Below are 26,804 nucleotides of genomic sequence, written 5' to 3'. Positions count from 1 at the left end.
CTCACCACAGAAGCCCACTCATCACAGCCCACTCATCACAGGAGGCCCGCTTGCGACAGATTTCGCTGCGGCCAGCAGCCCCTGAAACTTGACATAGCGCGCTTCAAGCAGCGGTTGCTGTGCCGGGTCAGGTAAGTAGCGCGCCTTGACCGGCATTCCCGCCGCCAGCAAATCAGCGCCCTGCCCCATCGCGAGGAACCCCAGCTTCGCTGCGCCGATGCAGGCGCTCAGTTCGCTGCCGTGCAGGGTGAACACTTCGCGCTGGAGGATGTTGGCCAGCAACTGCGCCCAATATTCGCTGCGGGCGCCGCCGCCGACCAGGGCAAAGGCGCTGACCTCGGCACCGCTCGATTGCACGGCGCGCCAGGCGTCGAGCAGGCCGAAGCCCACGCCTTCCATCACCGCGTAGCCAAGCATGGCAGGCGTGCAGTCATGCCCCAGGCCCATGAAACCACCGCGCAGCAGTGGGTCGTTATGGGGTGTGCGTTCGCCGGCGAGATACGGCAGGAATAACGGTGTGCTCAGCGGCACGCTTTCTGAAATGGGCAGCTGCGTCTGCACCAGATCCAGCAGCGTCTGCTCATCCGCAGTGCCCGTGAGCCGTGTGACCCAGCGCAAACAACTGGCCCCCGCGAGCATGGCGCCCATGGTGTACCAGCGCTCGGGCAGCGCATGGCAAAAGCTGTGCACGGCGCTGGCCGGGTTGCCGGCGGCGCGGTCGGTGATGGCGACGATCGCCGCGCTGGTGCCCAGGGTGATGAAGCCGTCACCGGCGTTGATCGCACCGATGCCCACTGCCGCGACAGGATTGTCGCCACCGCCGCCGGCGATCACCACGCCGGCGGACAAGCCCAGCCCTTGCGCCGTCAATAGAGCACTCGCCGCGCCACCCTCCACCAGCCTCGGCATTTGCCCAGGCTCAAGGCACGTGGCGTGCAGCATGGGGCTGAACCATTCGCGCTGCGCCACGTCCAGCCACAGGGTGCCGGCGGCGTCCGACATCTCGCTGATGCGCTCGCCACACATGCGCAAGCGCAGGTAATCCTTGGGCGACAACACGCAATCAATCGCCTTGAACACCTCGGGTTCGTGCCGTTGCAGCCACAGCAGTTTGGGCGCGGTAAGCCCGGCCATCGGCAGGCTGCCGGTGATGCTGGCAAAGCCTGCGCCCAGTTGCTCGGCCTCGGCCACGGCGCGTGAGTCGTCCCACAGAATCGCCGGGTACAACACGCGGTTATCGTCCCCGAGCAATACCGCACCGTGCATCTGCCCCGACAGGCCGATGCAGGCCACGCGGCTGAAAGCCTCCTGGGTGCGCAAGGTGCCCAGAGCCTGCAAACAGGCCTGCCACCAATCCTCGGGAGCCTGCTCGGACCAGCCGCTATGACGGCGTGACACGCTCAAGCGCACACCTGTTTGAGCCAGCACGTTGCCCAATGCATCCATGAGGATGGCTTTGAGTTCCGATGTACCCAGGTCAATACCGAGAGAAACAGGACTGCTCATACGCGTGTGATTCCAATCAATGACAGCCACATGAATTGCGCACCTGCAGGCTCGGCGTCAGGCGCACGCTTTGCGCCGGCGCGCCTGGCGTGGCCATGCGTTGCAGCAACAGGTTGACCGCGCGCGTGCCCAGCGCCTGCACGGGCTGGGCGATCAACGTCAGGCGCGGCACGAAAAAATCCGCCCAGTCAAAATCATCGAACCCCACCAGCGCCATCTGCGTCGGCACTTCCAGCCCGGCGTCACGCAGGGCATGCATGGCGCCCAGGGTCATCAGGTTATTGCCGGCCATGATGGCCGTGGGTGGTGAGTCAAGAGCCAGCAGTTGCACGGTCGCCAGTCGTGCCGGCTCGGTATTCGAGCCGCCATTGACCAGCAATTGCGGATCAAATGGCAAGCCGGCCGCCTGCAATGCCGCCTTGTAGCCTTCGACACGTTCATCGGTGGTGCTGAAGCCCGGACGCCCGGCGATAAAACCGATGCGACGGTGGCCGTGTTCGATCAGATGGGCAATCAGATCCTGGGTGGCCTGGGTGTTCTCCACGCCGATCTGGTCAAACTGCGCGCTCATCATGCGGTCCACCAGCACCGCCGGAATCCGGTTGGCGCGCAGGTATTCCAGGGCCATCGAGCCGTTCGACGGCGCCAGCACAATGCCGTCGACCCGCCGATGGTGCAGCGCCGTGATCACCCGCAGCTCCTGCTCCGGGTCATCGTGGGTGTCGACGAACAGCATCATGAAGCCATGCTTGGCGCACTCGGTTTCAATCGCGTGCACCGTTTCGCTGAAGTAATGGTTGGACAGCGCCGAAATCGCCACGCCGATGGTGCTGGTGCTTGACCGCGCGAGCGAACGCGCCAGGGTATTGGGGATGTACCCCAACGCCTGGATTGCCTGCTGCACCGCCAGCACCGTGGCCGGGCTGACCTTGCGGGTGCCGTTGAGCACATGGGACACCGTCGAGGTCGACACGCCCGCCCTGCTTGCGACGTCATCCATGGTGACCACGGCGCGGTTCCCCTCAACCAATCAACGTTTGCTCGACCAGCCGCTGTAGCTGCCGACATTGTCACGGGTGATCAGCTTGGGCGTGAGCTGGGTGACCGCTTCGGCCGGGGCCTTGTCGTTGAGCAGGTCATTGCCCACGTTCACAGCGGTCTGCGCCATGGCCCACGGGTCCTGGCTGGCGGACGCCTGGATCTGGGTGTCGGTTTTCAGGGCGTTCTCGATATCCGGCGCGCCGTCCACCGAGGTGATGATGATGCCGCTGCGCTTGAGCTGTTTGGCCGCCAGGTCACTGCCGATGGCTTGCGGGTCATTGATCGCGAACAGGCCGTCGATTTTCGGGAAGCGCGTGAGGTAGCCCTGCATCACGTTCAACCCGCCTTCACGCGAGCCCTTGCCGTCCTGGTCGTCGGACAGCACTTTCATGTCCGGCGCGCCGGCCAGCGCGGCTTTGCAGCCTTTGACGCGGTCGGTCACGGCGGTGACCTGCGGACCGTTCTGGATGATCACGTTGCCCTTGCCGCCGAGCTTGTCCACCAGGAACTGGCAGGCCAGCTTGCCGGCTTCGACGTTATCGGTCTGCACCGTGGCGTTAACGCCCTTGGCGTCCACGTCCACTGCCACCACGACGATCCCGGCGTCACGCGCTTTCTTGATCGCCGAGGCCATGGCGGACGGGTCGACGGCGTTGATCAGGATCAGGTCGACCTTGGACGAAATGAAATTGTCGATCTGCGAAAACTGCTTGCTCAGGTCATAGTCAGCCGACACCGAGGTGACCTTGACGTTGGGGTTGAGCTCCTTGGCCCGCGCGGTGGCGCCATCGGCCAGGGTCACGAAATACGGGTTGCCCAGCGAGCCCATGCTGATGCCGAGTGCTTTGAGCTCACGGGCTTCGACGGCTTGGGACATCAGGGCAGCCAGGGCCATAACGGGAAACAGGCGTTTGAGGTTCATACGGGTCTCTCTTGTGATTGTTGTGTGAGGAAACTCAGGTGCGCGCACCGGATTGGCGATAACGGTCCAGCGCGACCGCGCCGATGATCACGATGCCCTTGATGATGTACTGCCAGATATCCGAGACGCCCAGCAATACCAAACCGTTGGTCAACACAGCGATGATCAGCGCGCCAATCAGGGTGCCGCCGATGGTGCCGACGCCGCCGGTAAAACTGGTGCCGCCGAGGATCACCGCCGCAATCGCGTCCAGTTCATAGGATTGCCCCAGTTGCAGGCCGTTGGCGGCAAACAGGCGCGAGGCGCTCATCACCGCGCCGAGCCCGGCCAGCGCGCCGGACATGGCGTAGACGAACAGCAGCACCTTCCACACCTTGATCCCCGACAGCCGCGCCGCTTCCGGGTTGCCGCCCACCGAATAGATCTGCACGCCCATCACCGTACGGCGCAGGATGAACCACGACAGCGCGACCACCGCGACGGCAATCACCACCAGCCAGGGCACGCCGAGGATCGAATCGTTGCCGATAAAGGCGAACGGCAGGTCGGGGTTGAACACCGTCTTGTCATCTGCCAGCAGGCGCGCCAGGCCACGCATGGCGGTGAGCGCGCCGAGGGTGACGATAAACGGCGGCAGGCGCATGAAGGCGATCAACCCACCGTTGACCAGACCCAGCAACAGGCCAAAGCCTACGCCTGCCGCGATGCCGAACATGCCGAACTGCGGCGACATTGACGCCTGCAACGCCACCACGGCGGACGCTGCGAGGATCGCGCCCACCGACAGGTCAATGCCCGCCGTGAGGATCACAAAGGTCATGCCCGCCGCCAGCACCACGTTGACCGAAGCCTGCTGGGTGATGATCGAGAGGTTCTGCAGGGTCAGAAAGTTTTCGCTGGCCAGGGCAAAGCCCACCAACAGCAGGACCAGCACCGGCAACATGCCGACGGTGCGCATCAGCTCGCGAACCCGTTCTGCCTTGCCTGTCGTTGTCGCTCCATTCACTTCAGCCATGGGCCACCACCTGATCGCCACCGGTGGCGAGGTCAATAATACGTTCCTGGGAGATGGCGTGGCCGGAGGCCCCGCCGACTTCGGCCACCAACTGGCCTTCGCGCATGATCAGCACGCGGTCGCAGGTGCCGATGATTTCCGGCAGTTCGCTGGAAATGACCACGATGCCAACGCCGGCCTGGGCCAGTTGATTGATGATGCGGTAGATCTCGGACTTGGAGCCGATGTCCACGCCACGGGTAGGCTCGTCGAGGATCAGCACATGGGGCTTGACCTCCAGCAGCCGTGCCAGCAGCACCTTTTGCTGGTTGCCGCCGGACAGCGAGCCCACGCTGACCTTGCCCGACGCCACGCGAATCGACAGCGACTTGATCGCGTCATTCGAGCGTTGCGCGGCGTGAGTGCGGTCGAGCACGCCGCCGGCGTGGGCATCCGGCACGCAGGCGCACACGTTGATGTTGTCGGCCACGCTCATGTCGAGGAACAGGCCTTGGGCCTTGCGATCCTCGGTGAGGTAGACCACGCCTGCGCTAATCGCGTCCGCCGGGTTGCGCAACTGGGTGACGGTCTTGCCCACCACTTCCAGGGTGCCGCTGGTGCGCGGGTCGGCAGCAAAGATCAACCGCGCCAGCTCGGTGCGCCCTGCCCCCACCAGCCCGGCGATGCCCAGTACTTCACCGGCGTGCAGGTCAAAACTGCAATGGCGTACGCGTTTGCCATCGGCCATGTCACGCACGCGCATCACCACGTTGCCGGGGTTGTAGGCAGCGTGCTCCTTCTTGTAGAAGCCGGACAAATCACGGCCCACCATCATCTTCACCAGCACCTCGGCCGACAGCGCGTCACGGGTCAGCTCGCCGATGTATTGGCCGTCGCGCAGCACCGAGACGCGGTCCGACAGCTCGTAGATTTCAGCCATGCGATGGCTGATATAGATGATCGCCAGGCCCTGGCTGCGCAGTTGCTTGATCAACGCAAACAGGCGGTCGGTCTCGCGGGACGATAACGGCGTGGTCGGCTCGTCCATCACCAGGATTCTGGCGTGGGCATGCAGCGCACGGGCAATCTCCACCAACTGGCGCTCGGCAATCGACAGGCTGCTGACCGGCGTGGCTGGCGTGAACTCGGCACCCAGGCGCTGCAGCACCTCGACGCAGCCGGCCTGCATGCCTTTGCGGTCGATGGTCCAGCCCCGGCGCAGCTCACGGCCCAGGTAAATGTTCTCGGCCACGCTCAGGTTCGGGCACAGGCTCAGTTCCTGGTAGATCACAGCAATGCCGAGGGCTTTAGCGGTCGCGGGAGTAAAGGTGGGAACGGGCTGGCCGTCGATGCGGATTTCACCGCCGGGATCGGCCTGGTAAGCGCCGGAAAGGATCTTCATCAAGGTGGATTTGCCGGCGCCGTTCTCCCCCATCAAGGCGTGGATTTCGCCGGGGAAGACCTTCAGGCCGACACTTTTGAGCACGCGCAAACCGTTGAAGGTTTTGCTGATGCCCTGCATCTCAAGCAAGGGTTCAAGGCTCATTGATGAGCTCCTGGATTTATTATTTTTGTAATCGAGTGAGGCCGACTGTAGTCAGATACATTTGCTTACGCAAGCGCTTGCGTGTGCATTTTGTCGGGGGGTTAAACGATTCATCAGGTGGAGTTGGGGCGACTGTGCGCGTGAGTAGACTGGAGAAGACCCCAGGTTACGCAGCGCTCATGCTTCGGACGTTTCCCACGAACTGCGGGGGTTGAGCCATAGGAACCAACTTGGCTAGAGTTCCGCGTCGCAGTAAATCCTGTGGCCGGGTGTCGCAACCTGAAGTAGTCTGAGGCGCGGTAGCGCTATAGCTCAGTAGCAGGCGCTTTTTTTGCGTCTGCTTACCGCATCTATGGTGGACCGTGTGAGGCGGGCTTTTGCCCGGCCGGTACCCTCGGACACCGGTTTGCGACCCTCGCACGGTCCACCACCCAACCGTGTCGCAACGGCGGTGGTGGGGTCTTGAATTCCGAGGGTATAGAGAATGTTTTCTACAGATAAAAACTCAACAGATAGCGACTTGCTCAATAGCATTTTCAAAGTAAGGCCAGATTTAAGTTCTGAAGAAGCTTTAGTGAATGCAAGCGAGATTCTGGCCTCAGCGTCCGCTATGGCCAATGAACAAGCGTTCGCATCCAGCGGATCGCAGCGTCTTCAAACGTTTGGATTGGCGCAGTTGATTGAAAATTCATTGCTTCTTGTGAATGTAGCTTTGGAAAAATCCAGTTCTGTGAGTACCTGATAATTAGTACGCAATCGGTAGGGTTTGATATTCCCTATGTAGCGCGCTTTGCTGCCGGTCTCGTAGGATACGCAAGTTATCTCAGTGTCCCAGTTACTCTGCCCAACAAACCCTGCATGCACAAAAAAGCCCCGCAACCTAATGGCTGCGGGGCTTTAAGAGTGGAGGCCGAGGTCGGAATCGAACCGGCGTAGGCGGATTTGCAATCCGCTGCATAACCATTTTGCTACTCGGCCTCAAACGATCAATGCCTTTACCACCGACATTCACCGCATAAAAACTTGAGTGGGCTGTAAGGGCCTGCCTCTACTCGAACAACTATAACTCACTATAACCTATTGAATACATTGAGGTTTTTAACGCCTCGTTGCGTTCGATGGGCGCCATTATGTACCGATTTACCTATGCCTGCAACCCCTTGATTTGGAAAATATTTCGCATCGCATCAAGGGGTTGCGCGCCTGGCCTACTCCTTTATGTGCTGGGTCTGGTACTGCGGGTCGGCGTGGATCTGGGCGTCGGTGAACGGCAGTGGGCGCAGCTTTTTCTCGGAGAATGCCTGGGTCTGGTCCTTTGAGTATTTCGAGTCGGGATTGCTGGATTCCGAGAACGCGAGCACGCCGAGCGCTTGCGGGCCTTTGTCGTCGAAGGTGACGATTTGCAGGTAGCTGGTGCCGCTGACGACTTCGCGCTTGCCGTCGGCGCGGGGCACGGTTTGCATGGCGTTGTAGATGCCGAGTTCCTGCGGGCCGCCGTGCATCGGGGTTTGGCCGGAGACCTGCACGTCGCCCCAATGGGCTGCGCCGAGTTTGCCGACGGCTGCGGTCGAGGCCAGCATGGCTTCGCGCAGGGCGTTGGCCACCGGCGCGCGGTCGATGGCGAGGCCGCGCGGGGTGGTGAGGGGGTTGGCGGGGTCGAAGGCGACGCGCCAGGCGTCTGGGGTTTGTTGCAGGTGTTCCATCAGGTTGATGAAGTACAACAGGCCCAGGCCGCTGTCGAGGTTGGCGTGCTGGTCCCAGTTTTTGAGGCTGCTGCACAGTGGCTGCAGTGCGTCGGCGTCGCTGCCCAGCTGTTTGGCGCAAAACGCGAGCAGGTCGGGCATGACCTGGCCCGCCAGGTACACCTCGTTGTCCATCACCAGGCTTTGCAGGTCGGCGACGCTGATGGGGTGTTTCTCGAGGGCGTGCAGGCGCTCGAGGGCAAAGCGCGCACGCGGGCCGAGGCCGATGGAGTCCTGACTGATCACCGGGGAGAAACCGGTCAATGGCGCTTTTGGGTTGACCATCCACGCGGAATCATTGGAATGCTGCACGTAGTCGGTGCGTTGCAACTGCGGCAACTGGTCTGCCGGGAAAATGCCCGCCTGCGCCGCGCGCGGGTCGATGTCCCAGGCGCAGGCGCTGTGGGCGCCGTCGAGCACGATCATTTGCAGGCCGGCGCGGGGGTCGCTGCATTGCGTCAGTTTGGCGGCGCTGACGTTGGGCACCACCGACAGGTTCATGTACAGGCTCTGGCCCTGGTCATCGGCGGCGACCGTGTTCACCCACGGAATGCCTTGCAGGGTGTGCACCGAGGTTTGCAGGGCCTTGAGGCTGTCGGCGCGGTTCATGGCGTACCACTGTTGCAGCACGCGGTCGTTATCCAGATTGGCGTCGCGCAGGCTGAAGGCGTACCTGGCGTCCCAATCGAGCTTGCCGGGCCACTGCACCACTGGGCCGAACTGCGAACTGTAAACGGTGTGGTTCACCGCCTTGAGGCTGCCGTCCGGCTGCTTGGCCTGCACGGTGACCGACGTTTTCGCCAGGGGCACGGATTTGCCGTCCAGCAGGTAGCGCGTGGCGTCCTTGGGGTCGAGCGTGAGCCGGTACAGGGTGAAATGTTTGGACGTGTCCACCGTGTGCGTCCACGCCACGTGCTGGTTGAAACCGATATTCACCACCGGCAGGCCCGGCAGTGCGGCGCCCATTACGTCCAACTGGCCGGGGATGGTCAGGTGCATCTCATAGAAACGCATGCCGCCCACCCACGGAAAATGCGGGTTGGCCAGCAGCATGCCACGGCCGTTGAACGAGCGATCGCTGCCCACGGCCACGGCATTACTGCCCCGGTCCAGACTGAAACGCTGCTGATTGGCCGCTGCCGTTGCAAACGCCTTGGCGCCGGGCTGTACGGATGCGGTGGCCTGGGGTGGCGTCGCACCCACCAGCGCTTCGGCGAATTGACCAACGCCGCCTTCCACCAGCAGCCTGCGGGTCAACTTCACCAAATCGTCGGCTACCAGCGGGCGCACCCAGGCACCCTGGCATTGCTCCGGCGCGCCCTGCTCTTTCAGATAACGGTTATAGCCGGCCACATAGCCTTCGATACGCTGTTTGATCTGGGGGCTTTGGGCTTTCCAGAACGCCGCGACCGTCTCCGGCGTGTTCAGCCAGGTGAAGAACACATCGCTGGCCAGGTTGTTGCGTTCTTCAAGGGTCGCCTGATCGGGACCGAAGAACCTTGCGCGCTGACCATTGACCGTGACCACTTCATTGGCCAGCAGGCACAGATTGTCCTGGGCGTAGGCGTAACCGATACCGAAGCCCAGGCCACGCTCGTCGGTGGCGCGAATGTGCGGCACGCCGTAGGTGGTGCGGCGGATATCGGCCGACGCCTGCGTCACCTGCTCCCGTGCCGATGCGGCCAGGCTCACCCCCAGCAACAGCCCCGCCATGCACACCCTGGACAACCCGTTGGTAATAATCACGCAGACTCCACAGTCAAATTGAACACCCTCACCGGGGTAACCACCCCACCGTAAGAACGCAAAAGACCGTGCACAATTTAGCCGCCAGAGCGCTTTATTCCGTGTGTTTGCCTTGTGACAAAACCGATACCGACAAAATTTCTACATTCGCCACTTCATGATTTTGCTCGCTCGTTCGTCTTATTACCTAAGAGCGCCATCATTTTCCTGATCAGGCTCTGATAAGGAGTTTTTGCATGTACAACCCGCCAGTGACCACGGATGGACATTCATCGGCCGCCGATGCCAAGTTCGGCAGCGGCACCCAAGCGTTCGGCAAGACCCCCGAACAGCAAGGCAACCAGCGTATTCGCCATTTGCTCAAATGTTTTGGCCTGCGTACCAGCCTGATTCGGCTGAAGGTCATCGACGCCCTGCTCACCGCCGCCGACAACCAGCGCACCCTGGGCGTGCGCGGGGTGCACGGCCACCTGCTGGAGCTGGGCATCCCGCTGTCGTTTCTCAGCGTGCGCGAAGTGCTCAAGCGCCTGTGCAGCGAGGGCGTGATCACCCTCAATGCCGACAAGAGCTACAGCCTCCATGAAGAGGCCGCGAAAGTGCTTGAAGGCCGCGCCTGACCTCACTCAGAAGTTGGGCTTGACCTTGCGACGCATGATGCCATTGATCACCACCACGACCACCGCGATGGCAATAGCGATGTACTGAAAGGTTTTTTCGCTGATCACGCCCGTGTTCTGCAGGTAGGACAGGCCGAACATCGAGCCCAGTACCACCAGGGAGATCAGAATCGAGTATTTCAAGCGTTGCTTTTGGGTCATGACAGGTTCCTGAAACGTTAAGAATGTTGCACCGGGGCCTGATATTACAGGCGCTGAAAAACTTTGGCTTGTCTGACTGACACGCTGAGGGGCTAAGGGGCAGGTACGAATTTTCTTGCACCATCGTACCTAAAGCTCCTGCAGCCCAAGCCGATACCCCTACGAAGCTCCAAAAAAGCCGCGTCGACAATAAACGCTTCGTAAGGACGACCTCATGCCCCCACTGCGCTCCATCCAAGCCCGCTATACCCTGTTTCTGTTGCTGTTCGTTCTGGTGTTGATCGTGTTGACGGTGGTCGGTATCGGCCAGTTGGTCGCCCCCACGTTGCGCCATACCGAGGAGCAGGTGGTGCTCAACCGTGTCGCGCAAGTGGCCGAGCGTATCCAGGGCGAACTGAACAAGGTCCAGGCCCAGCAACGCAGCATCACCCAGACCATTCCCCTGCTCGACAGCGATGCCATCGACAAGGTTCTGCCCGGCCTGGTGGACCAGTACGGCGAGCTGAAGGTGTTTGGCGGCGGCATCTGGCCGTTGCCTAACCAGCGCACGCCGGGGCGCAACAAATTCAGTACGTTCTGGCACCGCGATGCGTCGGGCAAGCTGGCGGTCAATACCTTCTGGAACAGCGACCCTGCGCCCAACTATTACGATCAGAGCTGGTACAAGGGCGGCCTCGCCTCCCCGCCCGGCCAATGCGCCTGGGCCGCCGCCTACAAGGACGACGCCAGCCAGGAGCCGCGCACCAACTGCGCCATGGCGATCCAGCGTGATGGCGCCGCCTATGGCGTTTCCACCATCGACGTGACCCTGGGGTTCTTCAACGACCTGGTGGCCGCCAAGGAAAAAGACATCGGCGGGCAGATGCTGATCGTCGAAGCCGACGGCAAGATTATCAGCAACAGCACCCGTTTCAGCAGCCCGGTAGTGCTCAAGAACATCAGCGAACTGACCGGCACCTCGGCGTTTGCCGCCCAGGTCAGCAAGGCACTGACCCAACGGGAGCAAGGCCTGCAGCGCAGCGAGTTCGACAACGGCGGCGTGGCCAGCACCTTCTATATGCGCCCGATCGAGGGCACACCGTGGTTCCTCGCGACCGCCCTGCCCACCTCGCTGATCACCGCACAACGCGATGACGTGCTCGGCAGCCTGGCCCTGCTGCAAATCCCCATGGTGTTGCTGCTGGTGCTGCTGGCCGCCTACGCGATCCGCCAACTGGTGCAGCGCATGAAGTCGCTGACGTCCAACATCGACGCGCTGTCCGCTGGCGATGCCGACCTCACGCGGCGCATCACCATCCGCGCCGAAGACGAAATGGGCGCCATCGGCCACTCGGTGAACCGCTTTATCGTCTACCTGCAAAACATGATCGGCGAAGTGACCCAAGCCACCGTGGCCATGTCTTCAGGCCTTGAGCAATTGCAGCGGACCTCGGCCCACACCAACCAGATCCTGGTGCGCCATGCCAGCGAGACGGACCAGACGGTCACCGCCATCACCGAAATGAGCTCCACCGCCGACACCGTCGCACAGAATGCCGCCGAAACCGCGGCCTTCACCCAGCGCGCCAACGAACACGCCGACCGTTCCCGCGTGGTAGTGGGCGAAGCCTCCACCAGCGTCAGCGCCTTGATCGGTGAAGTGTCCAGCGCCACCCACAGCGTGGAAAACATGCGCCAGGACGCGGCGCGCATCACCGAAACCCTCGGTGTGATCGGCGCCATCGCCGGTCAGACCAACCTGCTGGCGCTCAACGCGGCCATTGAAGCGGCGCGCGCGGGCGAGCAAGGCCGTGGCTTTGCGGTGGTGGCCGACGAAGTCCGCGCGCTGGCCGCACGCACTCAGGCCAGCACGTCACAAATCAATGAAATGCTCGCGCGATTGACCAGCGGCGTGAGTTCGTCAGTGGCGGCCATGGAAAACACCCAGGCCAGCTGCCAGTCGGCGGCGGATGCCACGGCGCGGGTGAATACCGGGTTGGACGAGATGGCCGGTTCGGTGGCGCATATCAACAACCTCAGCACCCAGATCGCCACGGCCGCCGAACAGCAGAGCGCGGTAACCGAGGAGATCAACCGCAGCATGGTGCAGATCCGACAGATGGTCGAGGAGCTGGTAGAGAGCGGCCATGCCACCGAAACCAATACCCAGAGCCTGCTGGAGGCCAATGGCCGTGTGATCAGCCTGATGGGGCGCTTCAAGGTGCAGTGATAAATTTATGAAACACTCCCGTGCACAGCGCGGGAGTGGGACTATTCTGACAGCTCAAGGATTTCGCCACACAGGAGGTGTGCCATGCGCACTGCCGATTGCTCGGTCCGTCTGGAGCGGATCAGTCAGGAACGCTTTCTCCAGGCCCCTATCGATGCCGTCTACGACTATGTGACCCAGCCGGATCGCTGGCACGAATGGCACCCTACCTCCCTCAGCGCTGACACTGGCACCCGTGGCTCCCTCGCCGCCGGTGCACGCTTTTGCGAAATGATCGACCTGCTCGGCGTGCGCGTGCCCCTGAGCTACCGCGTGCAGATCGCCCAGCCTCCTGGTGAATTCAAGGCCGCATTCACTTCGGTGGCGGTCGACGGCTCCATCCACTACTTCCTGCAACCCTATCGCGACGGCACGCTGTTCAAGCGTGTGCTCACCTACGAAACCGAGTTGCAACTGGCCACCTTGCATGCACGCATGGTCGAGCTGTCGGCGCTTGCGCTGGACCGGCTCAAGCAACGGCTGGAGAATGCCTGACCCCTCCACGGTGAAACTCACGATGAATCCTCGCACTTGATCGGCTACCTCGGCCTGTTCCTCGCGGCCTTTGGCGCCGCCACGCTGTTGCCGCTGCAATCGGAAGCCGTGCTGGTTGGGCTGCTGCTCAGCGGGGACTACTCGTTGGGGTGGCTGCTGCTCGTCGCCACCCTGGGCAATGTGCTGGGCTCAGTGGTCAATTGGCTGCTCGGCCGTTGGGTGGACCATTTCAAGGACCGGCGCTGGTTTCCGGTCAATGCCAGGCAGTTGGAAAAAGCACGTAACAATTATCAGCGCTGGGGACATTGGACGCTGCTGCTCAGTTGGGTACCGATTATCGGCGACCCGCTGACCCTCGTCGCCGGCGTGATGCGCGAGCCGCTGTGGCGATTCCTGCTGCTGGTCACCCTCGCCAAAAGCCTGCGGTATGGTGTACTCGCTGCCGTGACGCTGCACTGGGTATTAATTCCTGCTTAATCCACTGTAAACAGCATCCGGACACCTTTTCTGGAGTATTGCTTATGCCTCTGATCCGCGACATGTTCATCACCGGCCTGCTCGCCACCGGCGCCGCCTCAGCCTTTGCCGCCACCTACGGGCCTGAACTGCAAGGTTTCCAATACCCCTATCCGCTCAAGCACTTCGAGTTCCAATCCCAGGGCGAGTCCCTGCAGATGGGCTATATGGACGTGCCCGCCAACGGCACGCCCAATGGCCGCAGCGTGGTGCTGATGCACGGCAAGAATTTCTGCGGCGCTACCTGGGAAGGCTCGATCAAGGCCCTGAGCGACGCCGGCTACCGGGTCATCGCGCCGGACCAGATCGGCTTTTGCACCTCCAGCAAGCCCGAACGCTATCAATACAGCTTTCAACAATTGGCCACCAATACCCATCAATTGCTGGAAAAGCTCGGCGTTAAAAAAGCCACCATCATCGGCCACTCCACCGGCGGCATGCTCGCCACCCGTTACGCACTGATGTACCCGACACAGACCGAACAACTGGCGATGGTCAACCCGATTGGCCTGGAAGACTGGAAAGCCCTGGGCGTGCCCTCTATCAGCGTTGACCAGTGGTACGCACGTGAATTGAAAGTCAGCGCCGAGGGGATTCGCAACTACCAGCTCAACACCTATTACGTCGGGCGCTGGAAGCCGGAGTACGAGCGTTGGGTGGACATGTACGCGGGCTTGAGCAACGGCCCGGGGCACAAGCAAGTGGCATGGAACTCGGCATTGATTTACGACATGATCCTCACCCAGCCGGTGTATTACGAATTCAAGAACCTGAAGATGCCCACCTTGTTGCTGATCGGCACCGCCGATAACACCGCCATCGGCAAGGACGTGGCCCCGCCCGAGGTCAAGGCCAGGCTTGGCGATTACACCGTATTGGGCAAACAAGTGGCCAAGCTGATTCCCCAGGCAACACTGGTGGAGTTTCCGGGCCTGGGCCATGCGCCGCAAATGGAAGAACCGGCTCGGTTTCACCAGGCGCTGTTGCAGGGGCTGAACAGCCTTTAATCCAATTTTTTTCGAGGCACTCGTGAATGTCGGTACAGATCGCAGTCATTGATGATTGGCAGGACGTGGCCAGTGGCGTGGTGGATTGGTCGGCGCTGGCGCAAGTCGGGCAGGTGCACTTCCTGCATGACTACCCGGCGGACACGGCGGTGATGATTGAACGGTTGAAGGCCTTCGACGTGATTTGCCTGATGCGCGAACGCACGACCCTCGACCAGGCGCTGCTGCAAGGCTTGCCCAGCCTCAAACTGCTGGTGACCGGCGGCATGCGCAATGCCGCCATCGACATTCCCGCCGCCAAGGCGCTGGGCATCCAGGTGTGCGGCACCGACAGCTATAAACATGCGGCGCCGGAGCTGACCTGGGCGCTGATCATGGCCTCGACGCGAAACCTGCTTGCCGAAGCCGCTTCGCTGCGGGCCGGTCACTGGCAGGTCGGCCTGGGCGGCGACCTGCACGGCAAGACCCTGGGCATTCTCGGCCTGGGCAGCATTGGCCAGAAAGTCGCCAGGTTTGCCCAGGTATTCGGCATGCGCGTAATCGCCTGGAGCGAAAACCTCACCCCCGAGCGCGCTGCCGACGCTGGAGTGACTTGGGTAAGCAAGCGCGAGCTGTTCGAACAGGCCGATATCCTCACCGTGCACCTGGTGCTGAGTGACCGCAGCCGTGGGCTGGTGGACGCCGAGGCGCTGGGCTGGATGAAACCGACGGCCAGGCTGGTGAACACCGCGCGCGGGCCGATCGTGGATGAGCAGGCGCTGGTCGAAGCCCTGAGCGCCGGGCGACTGGCCGGGGCAGCGCTGGATGTATATGGCGAGGAACCGCTGCCGGTCGATCACCCCTTCCGGCACTTGCCCAATGTGCTGGCGACGCCCCATGTTGGGTATGTCAGCGAGCAGAATTACAGGCAGTTCTACCAGCAGATGATCGAAAACATCCTGGCCTGGGCTGAAGGTGCGCCCGTTCGCGTGCTGGCATAACCGTCCGCCGCACCATTGCAGGGCAGCTCTGGCTTGATTCGGAATGAGCAGGCCACTGTGGCAAGCCTGCTCTCCACAACAGCCTGTGCCACATCAAGCCTGATCACCACAATTGCCAATTTGCCCAGCATCAGCCATACCGGCCGTCGGCTTATATCCGTCCATTAGCCTGTTACAAGTTTTTTGTCCTACAAAATCTTCCCAAAGTCCCTACAGTGTCTGAGTTCTGTCCTAGACTGATGACCGATGGGTCCGTTTCAAAATAAAAACCCCGCAAAAAATCGAAACTTTCAAACTCTGCCGTAGGTCAAGTTTCAGGTAGGGCGTGTTCAGCGGTTCCCGCCAGATGCCGTCCATCCAATCTTTTCGACATAACCGTGCAACTGGCATACGCCTTGCCAGTTTGTATAGCGCTTGTGCGCCTGGCCGCAGGAAGCGGCCAATTCGAGCTAGTGGCAGCGGGCTATTAGCCGACCAACATCAAGGGGAGTGCATTATGATCAGTGCCGCAGTTGTAACTCAGGGAGAGCGTTTTAGTCAGCCGGCAGGGGGGCCCACATCGTTGGCCGACCTGCCCAACACTGTGCGGCCGATCGTGAGTCAGAATCCAAATCGCAAGAAAGTCCTGTTTGTCACCTCCGAGTTTGCCGACCTGGTGAAAACCGGCGGCCTGGGCGACGTCTCCGCCGCCCTGCCCCGCGCCATGGCACATCTGCATGATGTGCGCGTGTTGATCCCCGGTTACCCGCAGGTGATGGAAAGCGACAACCCCATCCACATCGTCGGCGAGCTGGGTGGCCATGCCGCGCTGCCGCCGTGCAAGATCGGGCGCATGGACCTCAAGGATGGCCTGGTCATCTACGTGCTGATCTGCCCTGAACTGTACGAGCGTGAAGGCACTCCCTACGGCGCCAACAACGGCCGCGACTGGCCGGACAACCATATTCGCTTCGCCCGCTTGGGTCTGGCTGCCGCCGACATGGCCGCCAACCTCGCGCAGATTCACTGGTGCCCGGACCTGGTGCACGCCCATGACTGGCCCGCTGGCCTGGCTCCGGCCTATATGCACTGGCGCGGTTCTCGCACCCCGACCCTGTTCACCATCCATAACCTGGCCTACCAAGGCGTGGTCAGCCTGGCCTCGACGCCGGAGCTGGGCATTCCGCCCCACGCCCTGCAACAAGAAGGCATGGAGTTCTACGGCAAGATGTCGTTCCTCAAGGCCGGCATGGCGTATTCCAGCCATATCACCACCGTGAGCGCTACCTACGCCGAAGAAATCACCACCCCTGAATTCGGCTGCGGCCTCGATGGCTTTCTGGCCAGCAAGACCCAGCAAGGCTTGCTCAGCGGCATTCCCAACGGGATTGAAGACAGCTGGGAAACCTCCACCGACCCGCACCTGACCCATAACTTCAATATCGGCGACTGGGAAGGCAAGGCGGTCAACGCCAGGCAAGTGCGCGACCTGTTCGGCCTGAGCGAATCCACCGGCCCGCTGTTTGCGGTGGTCTCGCGTCTGGTGTTCCAGAAAGGCCTGGACCTCACCGAAGCCGTTGCCAGCTTTATCGTCGAGCAAGGTGGCCAGATTGCGATCATTGGTCGCGGCGAGCCTGAGGAAGAAAACGCCATGCGCGAATTGGCGCTGCGCTTCCCGGGCCAAATCGGTGTGCGCATCGGCTTCAACGAAACCGACGCGCGCCGCATGTTCGCCGGCAGCGATTTCCTGCTCATGCCATCGCGCTACGAGCCGTGCGGCCTGAGCCAGATGTACGCCCAGCGTTTCGGTTCGCTGCCGGTAGCGCGCAACACCGGCGGCCTGGCCGACACCATCGAAAACGGTGTGACCGGCTTTCTGTTCAATGAATCGACAGTCGACAGCTACAAGGAAGCCCTGAGCCGCGCGTTCAAGGTATTCGCTTTCCCGGACCTGCTTAACGCCATGCGTTGCCGGGCCATGACACGACCTTTCAACTGGAGCCAGGCGGTAGAACCCTACGCCGAACTCTATGAGCAACTGGTGGCTAAAGCACTGGGGAAATCCGCTAAATAATCAAAGGGAGGTTTTTGTAGATGCCGTTACGGACTCTGGAAACCTGGCCCCACGGCGCAATCATGCTGGACGCGCAACACACGCGTTTTGCCCTGTGGGCGCCAGACGCGTTTTATGTCAGCGTTGAATTGGAACACGGTAAATCCATCGCCATGCTGCCCCAGGCAGATGGCTGGTTCGAGACAGAAGTGGCGTGCCCTGCAGGGACACGCTACCTCTTCAACATCGATGGGGAAATGGAAGTACCCGACCCCGCTTCAAGGGCACAGGCCGACGATGTACATGGCTGGAGCCTGGTGGTCGACCCGCTCGCCTATGAGTGGCGACACAGCCAGTGGCAGGGCCGCCCCTGGCACGAAGCGGTGATCTACGAACTGCACGTGGGCGCACTGGGCGGCTACGCTGCGATTGAGCGACACCTGCCGCGCCTGGCCGAGCTGGGTGTCACAGCCATCGAACTGATGCCTCTGGCGCAGTTTCCCGGTGAGCGCAATTGGGGCTACGACGGGGTCCTGCCTTACGCGCCGCAATCCTCCTACGGTTCCCCCGAACAGCTCAAGCACCTGATCGACACGGCCCACGAACACGGCTTGGCCGTGATCCTCGATGTGGTTTACAACCACTTCGGGCCGGACGGCAATTACCTGGGCCAATACGCCGCAGGCTTCTTCCAGGAAGAGGTGCACACGCCCTGGGGCGCCGGCATCGACTTCAATCGCCGCGAAGTGCGGGACTTCTTCCTCGATAACGCACTGATGTGGCTGCTGGAATACCGTTTCGACGGCCTGCGCCTGGATGCGGTGCACGCCATCGACAACCCGGGCTTCCTGCAGGAACTGGCGCACCGCGTGCGGCAGCAGGTGGACACCGGTCGCCACGTGTGGCTGATGCTGGAAAACGAGCTGAATCAGGCCAGCCTGTTGCGGCAGGATTTCGATGCGCAGTGGAATGACGATTTCCACAACGTGCTGCATGTGTTGCTCACCGGCGAAACCGACGCCTACTACAGCGACTTTGCGCAGGATCCGACCGCCAAACTCGCGCGTTGCCTGGGTGAAGGCTTTATCTACCAGGGCCACACCACACGCCACGGCCATGCCCGTGGCGAGCCCAGCGCCGATCTGCCACCGACCGCGTTCGTCGCGTTTTTGCAGAACCATGACCAGATCGGTAACCGCGCCCTCGGCGAGCGCCTGCACCAGCTCTGCTCGCCCCAGGCGCTCAACGCCGCCACGGCCCTGCTGTTGCTGTCGCCGATGATTCCGCTCATGTTCATGGGCGACGAAGTCAACGCCAGTGAGCCGTTCCTGTTCTTCACCGATCACCATGGCGACCTGGCCGAAGCCGTGCGCGAAGGCCGACGCAACGAATTTGCCGACTTCGCCGCCTTCCACGACCCCGAGCGGCGCGAACGCATTCCCGACCCGAATGCGCTGTCGACCTTCATCCAGTCGACCCCCAGCTTTGCCGACAACGAACAGGCCGAGCGGTATCGCCACCTGCTGCGCCTGCGCCAGCGGCACATCGTGCCGCACCTGCCGGGCGCTGTCGCCCTGGGCGCGCAGGTGCTGGCCGACGCCGCCGTCAGTGCGCGCTGGCGGCTGGGCGATGGCAGCACCTTGCAGATCGACCTGAACCTGGGCACCACGACGCTGGAGTGCGCCGCGTCAGGCCCGGTTATTTTTCAAACGCCGGCCAGCCAGGATGCGCAACTGCCGCCCTGCAGCGTCCGCGTCACCTTATCCCCTGTTGGAGAGCACCCTTGAGCGAAGCGAACCTGGAAATCCTCGCCAGCCGCGCGGGCCTGGCCGTCGATTGGATCGACGCAAACGGCCGCCCGCAACGCGTGAGCGCCGATGCCCTGCGTGCCGTGTTGAAAGGCCTCGGTCACCCGGCCGACAACGATGCCGAGATCGACGCCAGCCTGCATGAACTGGAACAGGCGCAAAACGATAAACACCTGCCGCCTCTGCTCACCGTCGAAAGCGGTGACGGCCTAGACCTGGCGCACTTCTTCGCGCCCGACACGCCCTGCCGCGTGACCCTGGAACAGGGTGAAGCCCTGGAGCTGCGCCTGGACGGCAACGCCGTGCTGCCGGGGGTGATCGCTCTTGGGTACCACCAGGTGCATATCGCCGACCAGCAGTTCACCCTCGCCGTGGCGCCCCGCCATTGCTACAGCGTGGCCGAAGCAGTCGACACCCACCCTGCCCGCGCCTGGGGCCTCAGTGCCCAGCTGTATTCGCTGCGGCGCCTGGGCGATGGCGGTTTCGGCGACACCCTGGCCTTGGAAAACCTGGTGCGCGCCGCCGCCGAACGCGGCGCCGATGCGTTGGCGATCAGCCCGATGCACGCGATGTTCAGCGCCAACACCGGCAGCTACAGCCCCTACTCGCCGTCCAGCCGCTTGTTCCTCAATAGCCTTTACGCATCGCCCGCCAGCATCCTCGGCGAGCGGGAAGTACGTAACGCGATTGAGGCCTTGGGTCTCGACGAAGAATTGCACCAGCTCGAACAGGAAACCCTGATCGACTGGCCGGCTGCCGCCAAGGCCAAACAGCGCCTGCTGCGCGCCCTGTATGAAGATTTTCGCCACGGCCATCACCCGCAACACGCCGACTTCCTGAGCTTTCGCCAGGCCGGTGGCGAAGCCCTGGAAAACCATTGCCGCTTTGAAGCCGTACAAGCGACGCGCGCCGCTGCCGGCGAAGACCTCGACTGGCGCCATTGGCCCGAGGATTGGCGCACGCCGCAGAGCCCGGCACTGGCGCAATTTGCCGAGGACAACCGTGATGAAATCGGCTTTTACGCCTTCAGCCAATGGCTGATCGCGCGCTGCCTGGCGCGTGCGCAACAGGCCGCACGGGGCAGCGGCATGGGCGTCGGCCTGATCGCCGACCTGGCCGTGGGCGCCGACGGCGGCGGCAGCCAGGCCTGGAGCCGCCAGGATGAACTGCTCGCCGACCTCACCGTGGGCGCGCCGCCGGATATCCTCAACCGTGCCGGCCAGGGCTGGGGCATCTCCGCGTTTTCCCCCGAGGGCCTCAAGCGCAACGGCTTTCGTGCGTTCATCGAGATGCTGCGCGCCAACTTCGCCCACGCCGGCGGCCTGCGCATCGACCATGTGATGGGCCTGCAGCGCCTGTGGGTGATCCCCATGGACGCCTCGCCGCGCGAAGGCGCTTACCTGTATTTCCCGGTGGACGACATGCTGCGCCTGCTGGCGCTGGAATCGCACCGCCACCAGGCCATCGTATTGGGCGAAGACCTCGGCACGGTGCCCGACGGCCTGCGTGAAAAACTCAGCAGCCGCTCCATCCTCGGCATGCGTGTGCTGTTGTTCGAACAGAACCATGAGGGCCGGTTCACGCCGATTCTCGACTGGCCGGACAACGCCCTGGCGACCACCAGCACCCACGACCTGCCGACCCTCAACGGCTGGTGGCACAGCCGCGATATCGACTGGAACGTCCAGCTCGGTCTGATCGACGCGCCCACCGTGGAGCAATGGAGCGAGCACCGCCTGCGCGAACGCCAGGCGCTGCGCCAGGCCTTGAGCCAGGACCCGCAAAACTTCGTCGACGAGATCCGCAACGAGACCGATCACATGATCGATGCCAGCGTGCGCTACCTGGGGCACACCCGTGCGCCGTTGGTATTGCTCCCCCTGGAAGATGCACTGGGCGCCGAAGAACAACCCAACTTGCCCGGCACCACTGATACCCATCCCAATTGGCGCCGCCGCCTGCCGGGCGAGGCCGCGAGCCTGCTCGACAACGCCGGCGCCGCGCGTCGCCTCGAGCTGCTGGCCGTCGCGCGCAATCAAGCCTATGAGCGTGACCGATGAAAGCACTGCCCCTGCGCGCTACCCAGCGCCTGCAATTTCACAAAGGTTTTACCCTCGATGATGCGGTGCCATTGGTGCCGTATTTCGCCCGATTGGGCATCAGCCATCTGTACGCCTCGCCACTGCTGAGCGCGCGCGCCGGTTCCATGCACGGCTACGATGTGGTCGACCCCACCAGCGTCAACCCGGAACTGGGTGGCGAAGCGGCCCTGCGCCGGCTGGTCGCGGCGCTGCGCGAGCACGACATGGGGCTGATCCTCGATATCGTCTCCAACCACATGGCCGTCGGCGGTGCCGATAACCCTTGGTGGCTGGACCTGCTCGAATGGGGGCGCCTGAGCCCTTACAGCGAATTTTTCGACATCCAGTGGCACTCGCCGGACCCGCTGCTCAAGGGTCAGTTGCTGATGCCGTTTCTGGGCAGCGACTACGGCGAAGCCCTGCAGACCGGCACCCTGAAGTTGCTGTTTGACGCCGAGCACGGTGCGTTCTACGTCGAGCATTACGAGCACCGCTTCCCGATCTGCCCGCGCGACTACGCGATGATCCTGGGCAATGACGAGCCACTCAAACCGCTCGCCGAGCGTTTCAGCGCCCTCACCCATCAGGACGACGCCTACGCCGAAGCCGCCTGGCTCAAACAGGCCCTGGTCGAGCGGGCCACCGAGGTGCTGCCGGCCATCGAGCAGCGCCTGGCCGCGTTCGACAGCCGTCAACCGGACGGCTTCAAGCGCCTGCACCAACTGCTCGAACAACAGGCCTACCGCCTGGCCAGCTGGCGCACGGCGGCGGACGATATCAACTGGCGGCGCTTCTTCGACGTCAATGAGCTGGGCGGCCTGCGGGTGGAACGCACGGCCGTGTTCGAAGCCACCCATGGCAAGATTTTCGAGCTGATCAGCGAAGGTCTGGTGGACGGCCTGCGCATCGACCACATTGATGGCCTGGCCGATCCGCGCGGTTACTGCCGCAAGCTGCGTCGCCGCGTGGACTCGCTGGCGCCGGACCGGCACTTGCCGATCTTTGTCGAGAAGATCCTCGGCGACGGCGAAACCCTGCGCGAAGACTGGCAAGTGGACGGCACCACCGGCTACGAATTCATGAACCAACTGTCGCTGCTGCAACATGACCCGCAAGGCTTTGCACCGCTGGCCGAGCTGTGGACGCGTCACAGCGAGCGGCCTTCGGCGTTTATCGAGGAAGCCCGGCTGGCGCGCCAGCAGATCCTCAATGGCTCGCTGGGCGGCGACTTCGAAAGTGTGGCCCAGGCGCTGTTGCAGGTGGCCCGCGACGACGTGATGACCCGCGACCTGACCCTGGGCGCCATTCGCCGGGCCTTGCAGGAACTGATCGTGCATTTCCCGGTGTACCGCACCTACATAAGTGCCCGTGGCCGCAGTGCCGCCGACGACAAGATTTTCCAGCAGGCCATGGACGGTGCGCGCAGCACCTTGAACGAAAGCGACTGGCCGGTGCTCGAGCACCTTGAACAGTGGCTAGGCGGCCAGCCGTGGCGCAATCGCCCAGTGGGCCGTGAACGCAAGATCCTCAAGCATGCCTGCGTGCGCTTCCAGCAATTGACCTCGCCGGCGGCTGCCAAGGCCGTTGAAGACACCGCGTTCTATCGCTCGGTGGTGCTGCTGTCGCGCAACGATGTGGGCTTCAGCACCGAGCAGTTCAGCGCGCCGGTGGAGGCATTTCACGCGGTCAACCAACAGCGCCTGCAGGCTTTCCCGGAGAACCTGCTGGCTACCGCCACCCACGACCACAAGCGCGGCGAAGATACCCGCGCGCGCCTGGCGGTGCTCAGCGAGTGCGCGCCGTGGTATGTCGAGCAAGTAGAGCACTGGCGCACCCTCGCCGCGCCCTTGCGCAGCGATGCCGACATACCCAGCGCTGGCGATGAGTTGATTCTGTACCAGGTGCTGCTGGGCAGTTGGCCGCTGGACATGGGCGCGGACTTTAGCGACTACCAGCAACGCCTGTGGCAATGGCAGCAGAAGGCCCTGCGCGAGGCCAAGTTGCAGAGCAGTTGGAGCGCGCCCAACGAAGCTTACGAACAAGGCGTAGAGGCGTTCCTCTCGCGCCTGTTGCTCAGCGACGAAGGCCGCGCACTGCGCGATGCCATCGGCAGCGCCGCTCAGGCCATCGCACCGGCCGGCGCCTTGAATGGTCTGGCGCAAACCTTGCTTCGCGTCACCGTGCCCGGTGTGCCGGACCTGTACCAGGGCGCCGAGTTCTGGGATTTCAGTCTGGTGGACCCGGACAACCGTCGCCCGGTGGATTTCAGCGCACGGCAAGAGGCGCTGGATACACCGCCCGATCCTGGTGAGCTGCTGTTCAACTGGCGTGACGGCCGGATCAAGCAAGCGTTGATCGCCCAGGTGCTGGCCTTGCGCGAGGCCCATCCCGAGGTGTTTCGCAGCGGCAGCTACACGCCGCTGGAAGTGGTCGGGCAACACGCCGCCCACGTGGTTGCATTCTGCCGCGAGCACGCCGGGACACAGGTGCTGGTGGTGGTGCCACGCTGGCCGCAGCGCCTGCTTGAAAACGGTGTGCATCCCACCATCACTGCGCAGGTTTGGGGCGATACTCGGGTGAAATTACCGTTCAACGCGTCAACGCAAAACTGGAAGGGACTTTTTCATACAGGCGCAGTCACACCAGACAAGGAGCTGTTGATCAGCACTGCCCTGGGGGATTTCCCGGTCAATGTCTTTATCAATCCTGATATTCAAGAAAGCTGAACATTTTCTGTGAGGAGCGTGTGATGAGTAGTGAAGACAAACGCATTCGCGAATTGGCGCATCAGATCTGGGAATCCGAAGGCAAGCCCCACGGTGAGGACGCACGCCATTGGGAAATGGCGCGCAAGCTGGCTGAAGCCGAGGCGCTGACGCCGAGCAAGGGCAAGCCTGCGGACAAATCCAAAGCCGGCCCCAAGGCCGTACCCAAGGCGGGGCCTAAAGCTGCGCCCAAGCCCAAGCCGGCACCACCTGCCGACGGCAAACCGGCTGCCCCGGCTGCGAAAAAGCCGCCGGCGCCGAAAAAACCAAAGCCTTGACCTCCACACCGCTTGTCGACACGGTCGGCAAGCGGTGTTTTTACCTTCCAGACAGTCAGCTGAATTTTCGTCAGTACGGCCGCGTTCGGCCTGAAAAAGACCATTGCAGGAGCAACACCATGAGCAAGCCCGACAAAAACCCTCCGACGCCGAGCCATGAGCCGTCGAGGATCCGTGAAGGTTTGCCCTTCCCGCTTGGCGCCACCTGGGATGGCCTGGGCGTTAACTTTGCGCTGTTCTCGGCCAACGCCACCAAGGTGGAGCTGTGCCTGTTCGATGACAGCGGCGAAGTGGAACTCGAGCGTATCGAGCTGCCTGAATACACCGACGAGATTTTCCACGGCTACCTGCCCGACGCCCATCCAGGGCTGATCTACGGCTATCGCGTGTACGGTGCTTACGACCCGGCCAACGGTCATCGCTTCAACCACAACAAACTGCTGATCGACCCCTACGCCAAACAACTCGTGGGTGAATTGAAGTGGTCCGAGGCGCTGTTTGGCTACACCATCGGCCACCCGGACGACGACCTCAGCTTTGACGAACGCGACAGCGCGCCGTTCGTGCCCAAGTGCAAGGTCATCGACCCGGCGCACACCTGGGGCAACGACCAGCCGGTGCGGGTGCCGTGGGACCGTACGATCATTTATGAAACCCATCTGCGCGGCATCAGCATGCGTCACCCCTCGGTCGAGGAGTCGGTACGCGGCACCTGCGCCGGCCTGATGGAAGACGATGTGCTCAAGCACATTCGCCAGTTGGGCGTCTCGTCGGTGGAGCTGTTGCCCGTGCATGCCTTCGTCAATGACCAGCACCTGCTGGAAAAAGGCATGACCAACTACTGGGGCTACAACAGCATCGCGTTCTTCGCCCCCGACCCGCGCTACCTGGTCAGCGGCAAGATCGCCGAGTTCAAGGAGATGGTTGCGCACCTGCATGAGCAGAAGCTCGAAGTGATCCTCGACGTGGTCTACAACCACACGGCCGAGGGCAACGAGCGCGGCCCTACCCTGTCGATGCGCGGTATCGACAACGCCTCCTACTACCGCCTGATGCCCGACGACAAGCGCTACTACATCAACGATTCGGGCACCGGCAACACTCTCGACCTGAGCCACCCTTGCGTGTTGCAGATGGTCACCGATTCGCTGCGTTACTGGGCCACCGAGATGCACGTCGACGGCTTCCGCTTCGACCTGGCCACCATTCTTGGCCGCTACCGCGACGGTTTCGACGAGCGCCACAGTTTCCTCGTGGCCTGCCGTCAGGACCCGATACTGCGCCAGTTGAAAATGATCGCCGAACCCTGGGACTGCGGCCCCGGCGGCTATCAGGTGGGCAACTTCCCGCCAGGCTGGGTGGAATGGAACGACCGCTTCCGCGACACCGTGCGTGCCTTCTGGAAAGGCGACGACGCGCAACTGGCCGACTTTGCCGGGCGCATGACCGCCTCGGGCGAGATGTTCAACCATCGCGGTCGCCGTCCGTACAGCTCGGTCAACTTCATCACCGCCCACGACGGGTTCACCCTGCACGACCTGGTGTCGTACAACGACAAGCACAACGAAGCCAACGACGAGAACAATCAGGACGGCAGCAACAACAATCTGTCCTGGAACCATGGCGTCGAAGGCCCGACCGAAGACCCGGAAATCAACGCACTGCGCCTGCGCCAGATGCGCAACTTCTTCGCCACCCTGCTGCTGGCCCAAGGCACGCCGATGATCGTGGCCGGTGATGAATTCGCCCGCACCCAGCATGGCAATAACAACGCCTACTGCCAGGACAGCGAAATCGGCTGGGTCAACTGGGACCTGGACGAGGACGGCAAGGCCCTGCTCAAGTTCGTCAAGCGTCTGATCAAGCTGCGCCTGGCTTACCCGATCCTGCGTCGCGGGCGCTTCCTGGTGGGCGACTACAACGAAGACATCGGCGTGAAGGACGTCACCTGGCTGGCGCCGGATGGCAACGAAATGAGCACCGAGCAATGGGAGGACGCCCACGGTCGTTGCCTAGGCATGTTGATGGATGGCCGCGCCCAGGAAACCGGGATTCGCCGTGCCGGCGCCGATGCGACCTTGCTGCTGGTGGTGAACGCCCACCATGACCTGGTCAATTTCCGCCTGCCCCACGTGCCCGAAGGTCAGTTCTGGACCTGCATGCTCGACACCAACGAGCCGGCAGTGCGCGGCCAGGAACGCTTCGACTTTGAACATGAGTACGCCGTGACCGGTCGCTCGCTGCTATTGTTCGAACTTCAGCGAGACGATGAGGTGTGA

Annotated in this window: 20 protein-coding genes, 1 tRNA gene and 1 pseudogene; 14 read left to right on the top strand and 8 right to left on the bottom strand. The window is 62.5% G+C overall.

Annotation, left to right across the window (positions count from 1 at the left end):
• Nucleotides 1-21 precede the first annotated feature (21 nt).
• From xylB to VRB54_RS11500, 5 genes are read right to left on the bottom strand one after another with little or no spacing between them, the layout of a single operon-like run.
• Nucleotides 22-1,506, bottom strand: coding sequence for a xylulokinase (gene xylB / locus VRB54_RS11520; protein ID WP_338480967.1), 1,485 nt, complete (start codon nt 1,504-1,506; stop codon nt 22-24).
• Nucleotides 1,507-1,522: 16 nt separating this feature from the next.
• Complete coding sequence (locus VRB54_RS11515) at nt 1,523-2,515, bottom strand: LacI family DNA-binding transcriptional regulator (protein WP_338481095.1); 993 nt, start codon at nt 2,513-2,515, stop codon at nt 1,523-1,525.
• 21 nt (nt 2,516-2,536) lie between these two features.
• Nucleotides 2,537-3,469 (bottom strand): ABC transporter substrate-binding protein, encoded by a 933-nt coding sequence (locus VRB54_RS11510; RefSeq protein ID WP_338480966.1) that lies wholly within the window; start codon nt 3,467-3,469, stop codon nt 2,537-2,539.
• A 34-nt stretch (nt 3,470-3,503) separates the two neighbouring features.
• A complete protein-coding gene (locus VRB54_RS11505) occupies nt 3,504-4,484 on the bottom strand; it encodes an ABC transporter permease subunit (protein WP_338480965.1) in 981 nt (326 codons plus the stop codon).
• Nucleotides 4,477-6,009: a sugar ABC transporter ATP-binding protein gene (locus VRB54_RS11500; RefSeq protein WP_338480963.1), complete on the bottom strand. Its 1,533-nt coding sequence runs from the start codon at nt 6,007-6,009 to the stop codon at nt 4,477-4,479. Before VRB54_RS11500 ends, VRB54_RS11505 begins: the two co-directional genes overlap by 8 nt.
• Before the next feature lie 484 nt (nt 6,010-6,493).
• Between VRB54_RS11500 and VRB54_RS11495 the strand changes: the two genes are divergently transcribed.
• Nucleotides 6,494-6,751 (top strand): DUF6124 family protein, encoded by a 258-nt coding sequence (locus tag VRB54_RS11495; protein WP_338480962.1) that lies wholly within the window; start codon nt 6,494-6,496, stop codon nt 6,749-6,751.
• A gap of 162 nt (nt 6,752-6,913) precedes the next feature.
• Here the strand turns inward: VRB54_RS11495 and VRB54_RS11490 are convergent.
• Nucleotides 6,914-6,987 (bottom strand) — tRNA-Cys (locus VRB54_RS11490).
• 230 nt (nt 6,988-7,217) lie between these two features.
• A complete protein-coding gene (locus VRB54_RS11485) occupies nt 7,218-9,497 on the bottom strand; it encodes an acylase (RefSeq protein WP_338480961.1) in 2,280 nt (759 codons plus the stop codon).
• A gap of 236 nt (nt 9,498-9,733) precedes the next feature.
• On the opposite strand from VRB54_RS11485, the gene VRB54_RS11480 reads away from it, so the two are divergent.
• On the top strand, nt 9,734-10,114 hold the full coding sequence (locus VRB54_RS11480) for a fe2+ zn2+ uptake regulation protein (RefSeq protein ID WP_338480960.1): 381 nt from the start codon (nt 9,734-9,736) through the stop codon (nt 10,112-10,114).
• A gap of 6 nt (nt 10,115-10,120) precedes the next feature.
• On the opposite strand, the gene VRB54_RS11475 is transcribed toward VRB54_RS11480, so the two are convergent.
• Complete coding sequence (locus VRB54_RS11475; RefSeq protein ID WP_057009804.1) at nt 10,121-10,315, bottom strand: hypothetical protein; 195 nt, start codon at nt 10,313-10,315, stop codon at nt 10,121-10,123.
• Between the two features lie 214 nt (nt 10,316-10,529).
• Between VRB54_RS11475 and VRB54_RS24575 the strand changes: the two are divergent.
• The 12 genes and pseudogenes from VRB54_RS24575 to glgX form a co-directional block, all read left to right on the top strand.
• Nucleotides 10,530-11,663: pseudogene (locus VRB54_RS24575) on the top strand (HAMP domain-containing protein); the annotation flags it as partial.
• Between the two features lie 15 nt (nt 11,664-11,678).
• Nucleotides 11,679-12,524 carry a methyl-accepting chemotaxis protein gene (locus VRB54_RS24570; RefSeq protein WP_422396103.1) on the top strand — a complete coding sequence of 282 codons (846 nt, stop codon included), beginning with the start codon at nt 11,679-11,681 and terminating at the stop codon, nt 12,522-12,524.
• An 84-nt stretch (nt 12,525-12,608) separates the two neighbouring features.
• Nucleotides 12,609-13,058, top strand: a complete 450-nt coding sequence (locus tag VRB54_RS11465) for an SRPBCC family protein (protein ID WP_338480958.1) — start codon at nt 12,609-12,611, stop codon at nt 13,056-13,058.
• Nucleotides 13,059-13,097: 39 nt separating this feature from the next.
• On the top strand, nt 13,098-13,535 hold the full coding sequence (locus VRB54_RS11460; protein WP_338481094.1) for a YqaA family protein: 438 nt from the start codon (nt 13,098-13,100) through the stop codon (nt 13,533-13,535).
• Between the two features lie 44 nt (nt 13,536-13,579).
• A complete protein-coding gene (locus tag VRB54_RS11455) occupies nt 13,580-14,581 on the top strand; it encodes an alpha/beta hydrolase (RefSeq protein ID WP_338480956.1) in 1,002 nt (333 codons plus the stop codon).
• Between the two features lie 26 nt (nt 14,582-14,607).
• Nucleotides 14,608-15,561, top strand: a complete 954-nt coding sequence (locus tag VRB54_RS11450; RefSeq protein WP_338480954.1) for a D-2-hydroxyacid dehydrogenase family protein — start codon at nt 14,608-14,610, stop codon at nt 15,559-15,561.
• Between the two features lie 496 nt (nt 15,562-16,057).
• Nucleotides 16,058-17,614 carry a glycogen synthase GlgA gene (gene glgA / locus VRB54_RS11445; RefSeq protein WP_338480953.1) on the top strand — a complete coding sequence of 519 codons (1,557 nt, stop codon included), beginning with the start codon at nt 16,058-16,060 and terminating at the stop codon, nt 17,612-17,614.
• Between the two features lie 20 nt (nt 17,615-17,634).
• A complete protein-coding gene (gene treZ / locus VRB54_RS11440) occupies nt 17,635-19,380 on the top strand; it encodes a malto-oligosyltrehalose trehalohydrolase (RefSeq protein ID WP_338480952.1) in 1,746 nt (581 codons plus the stop codon).
• Nucleotides 19,377-21,461 (top strand): 4-alpha-glucanotransferase, encoded by a 2,085-nt coding sequence (gene malQ, locus VRB54_RS11435; RefSeq protein ID WP_338480951.1) that lies wholly within the window; start codon nt 19,377-19,379, stop codon nt 21,459-21,461. The genes treZ and malQ overlap by 4 nt, the downstream gene beginning before the upstream one ends.
• On the top strand, nt 21,458-24,208 hold the full coding sequence (locus tag VRB54_RS11430) for a malto-oligosyltrehalose synthase (RefSeq protein ID WP_338480950.1): 2,751 nt from the start codon (nt 21,458-21,460) through the stop codon (nt 24,206-24,208). Before malQ ends, VRB54_RS11430 begins: the two co-directional genes overlap by 4 nt.
• Before the next feature lie 23 nt (nt 24,209-24,231).
• Nucleotides 24,232-24,525: a DUF2934 domain-containing protein gene (locus tag VRB54_RS11425; RefSeq protein WP_338480949.1), complete on the top strand. Its 294-nt coding sequence runs from the start codon at nt 24,232-24,234 to the stop codon at nt 24,523-24,525.
• Between the two features lie 119 nt (nt 24,526-24,644).
• Nucleotides 24,645-26,804, top strand: coding sequence for a glycogen debranching protein GlgX (glgX, locus tag VRB54_RS11420; RefSeq protein ID WP_338480948.1), 2,160 nt, complete (start codon nt 24,645-24,647; stop codon nt 26,802-26,804).

It is taken from the genome of Pseudomonas trivialis (genome assembly GCF_036864995.1).
GTDB classification, from domain to species: Bacteria; Pseudomonadota; Gammaproteobacteria; order Pseudomonadales; family Pseudomonadaceae; genus Aquipseudomonas; species Aquipseudomonas trivialis.
This window is presented reverse-complemented; position numbering and strand designations above follow the sequence as displayed.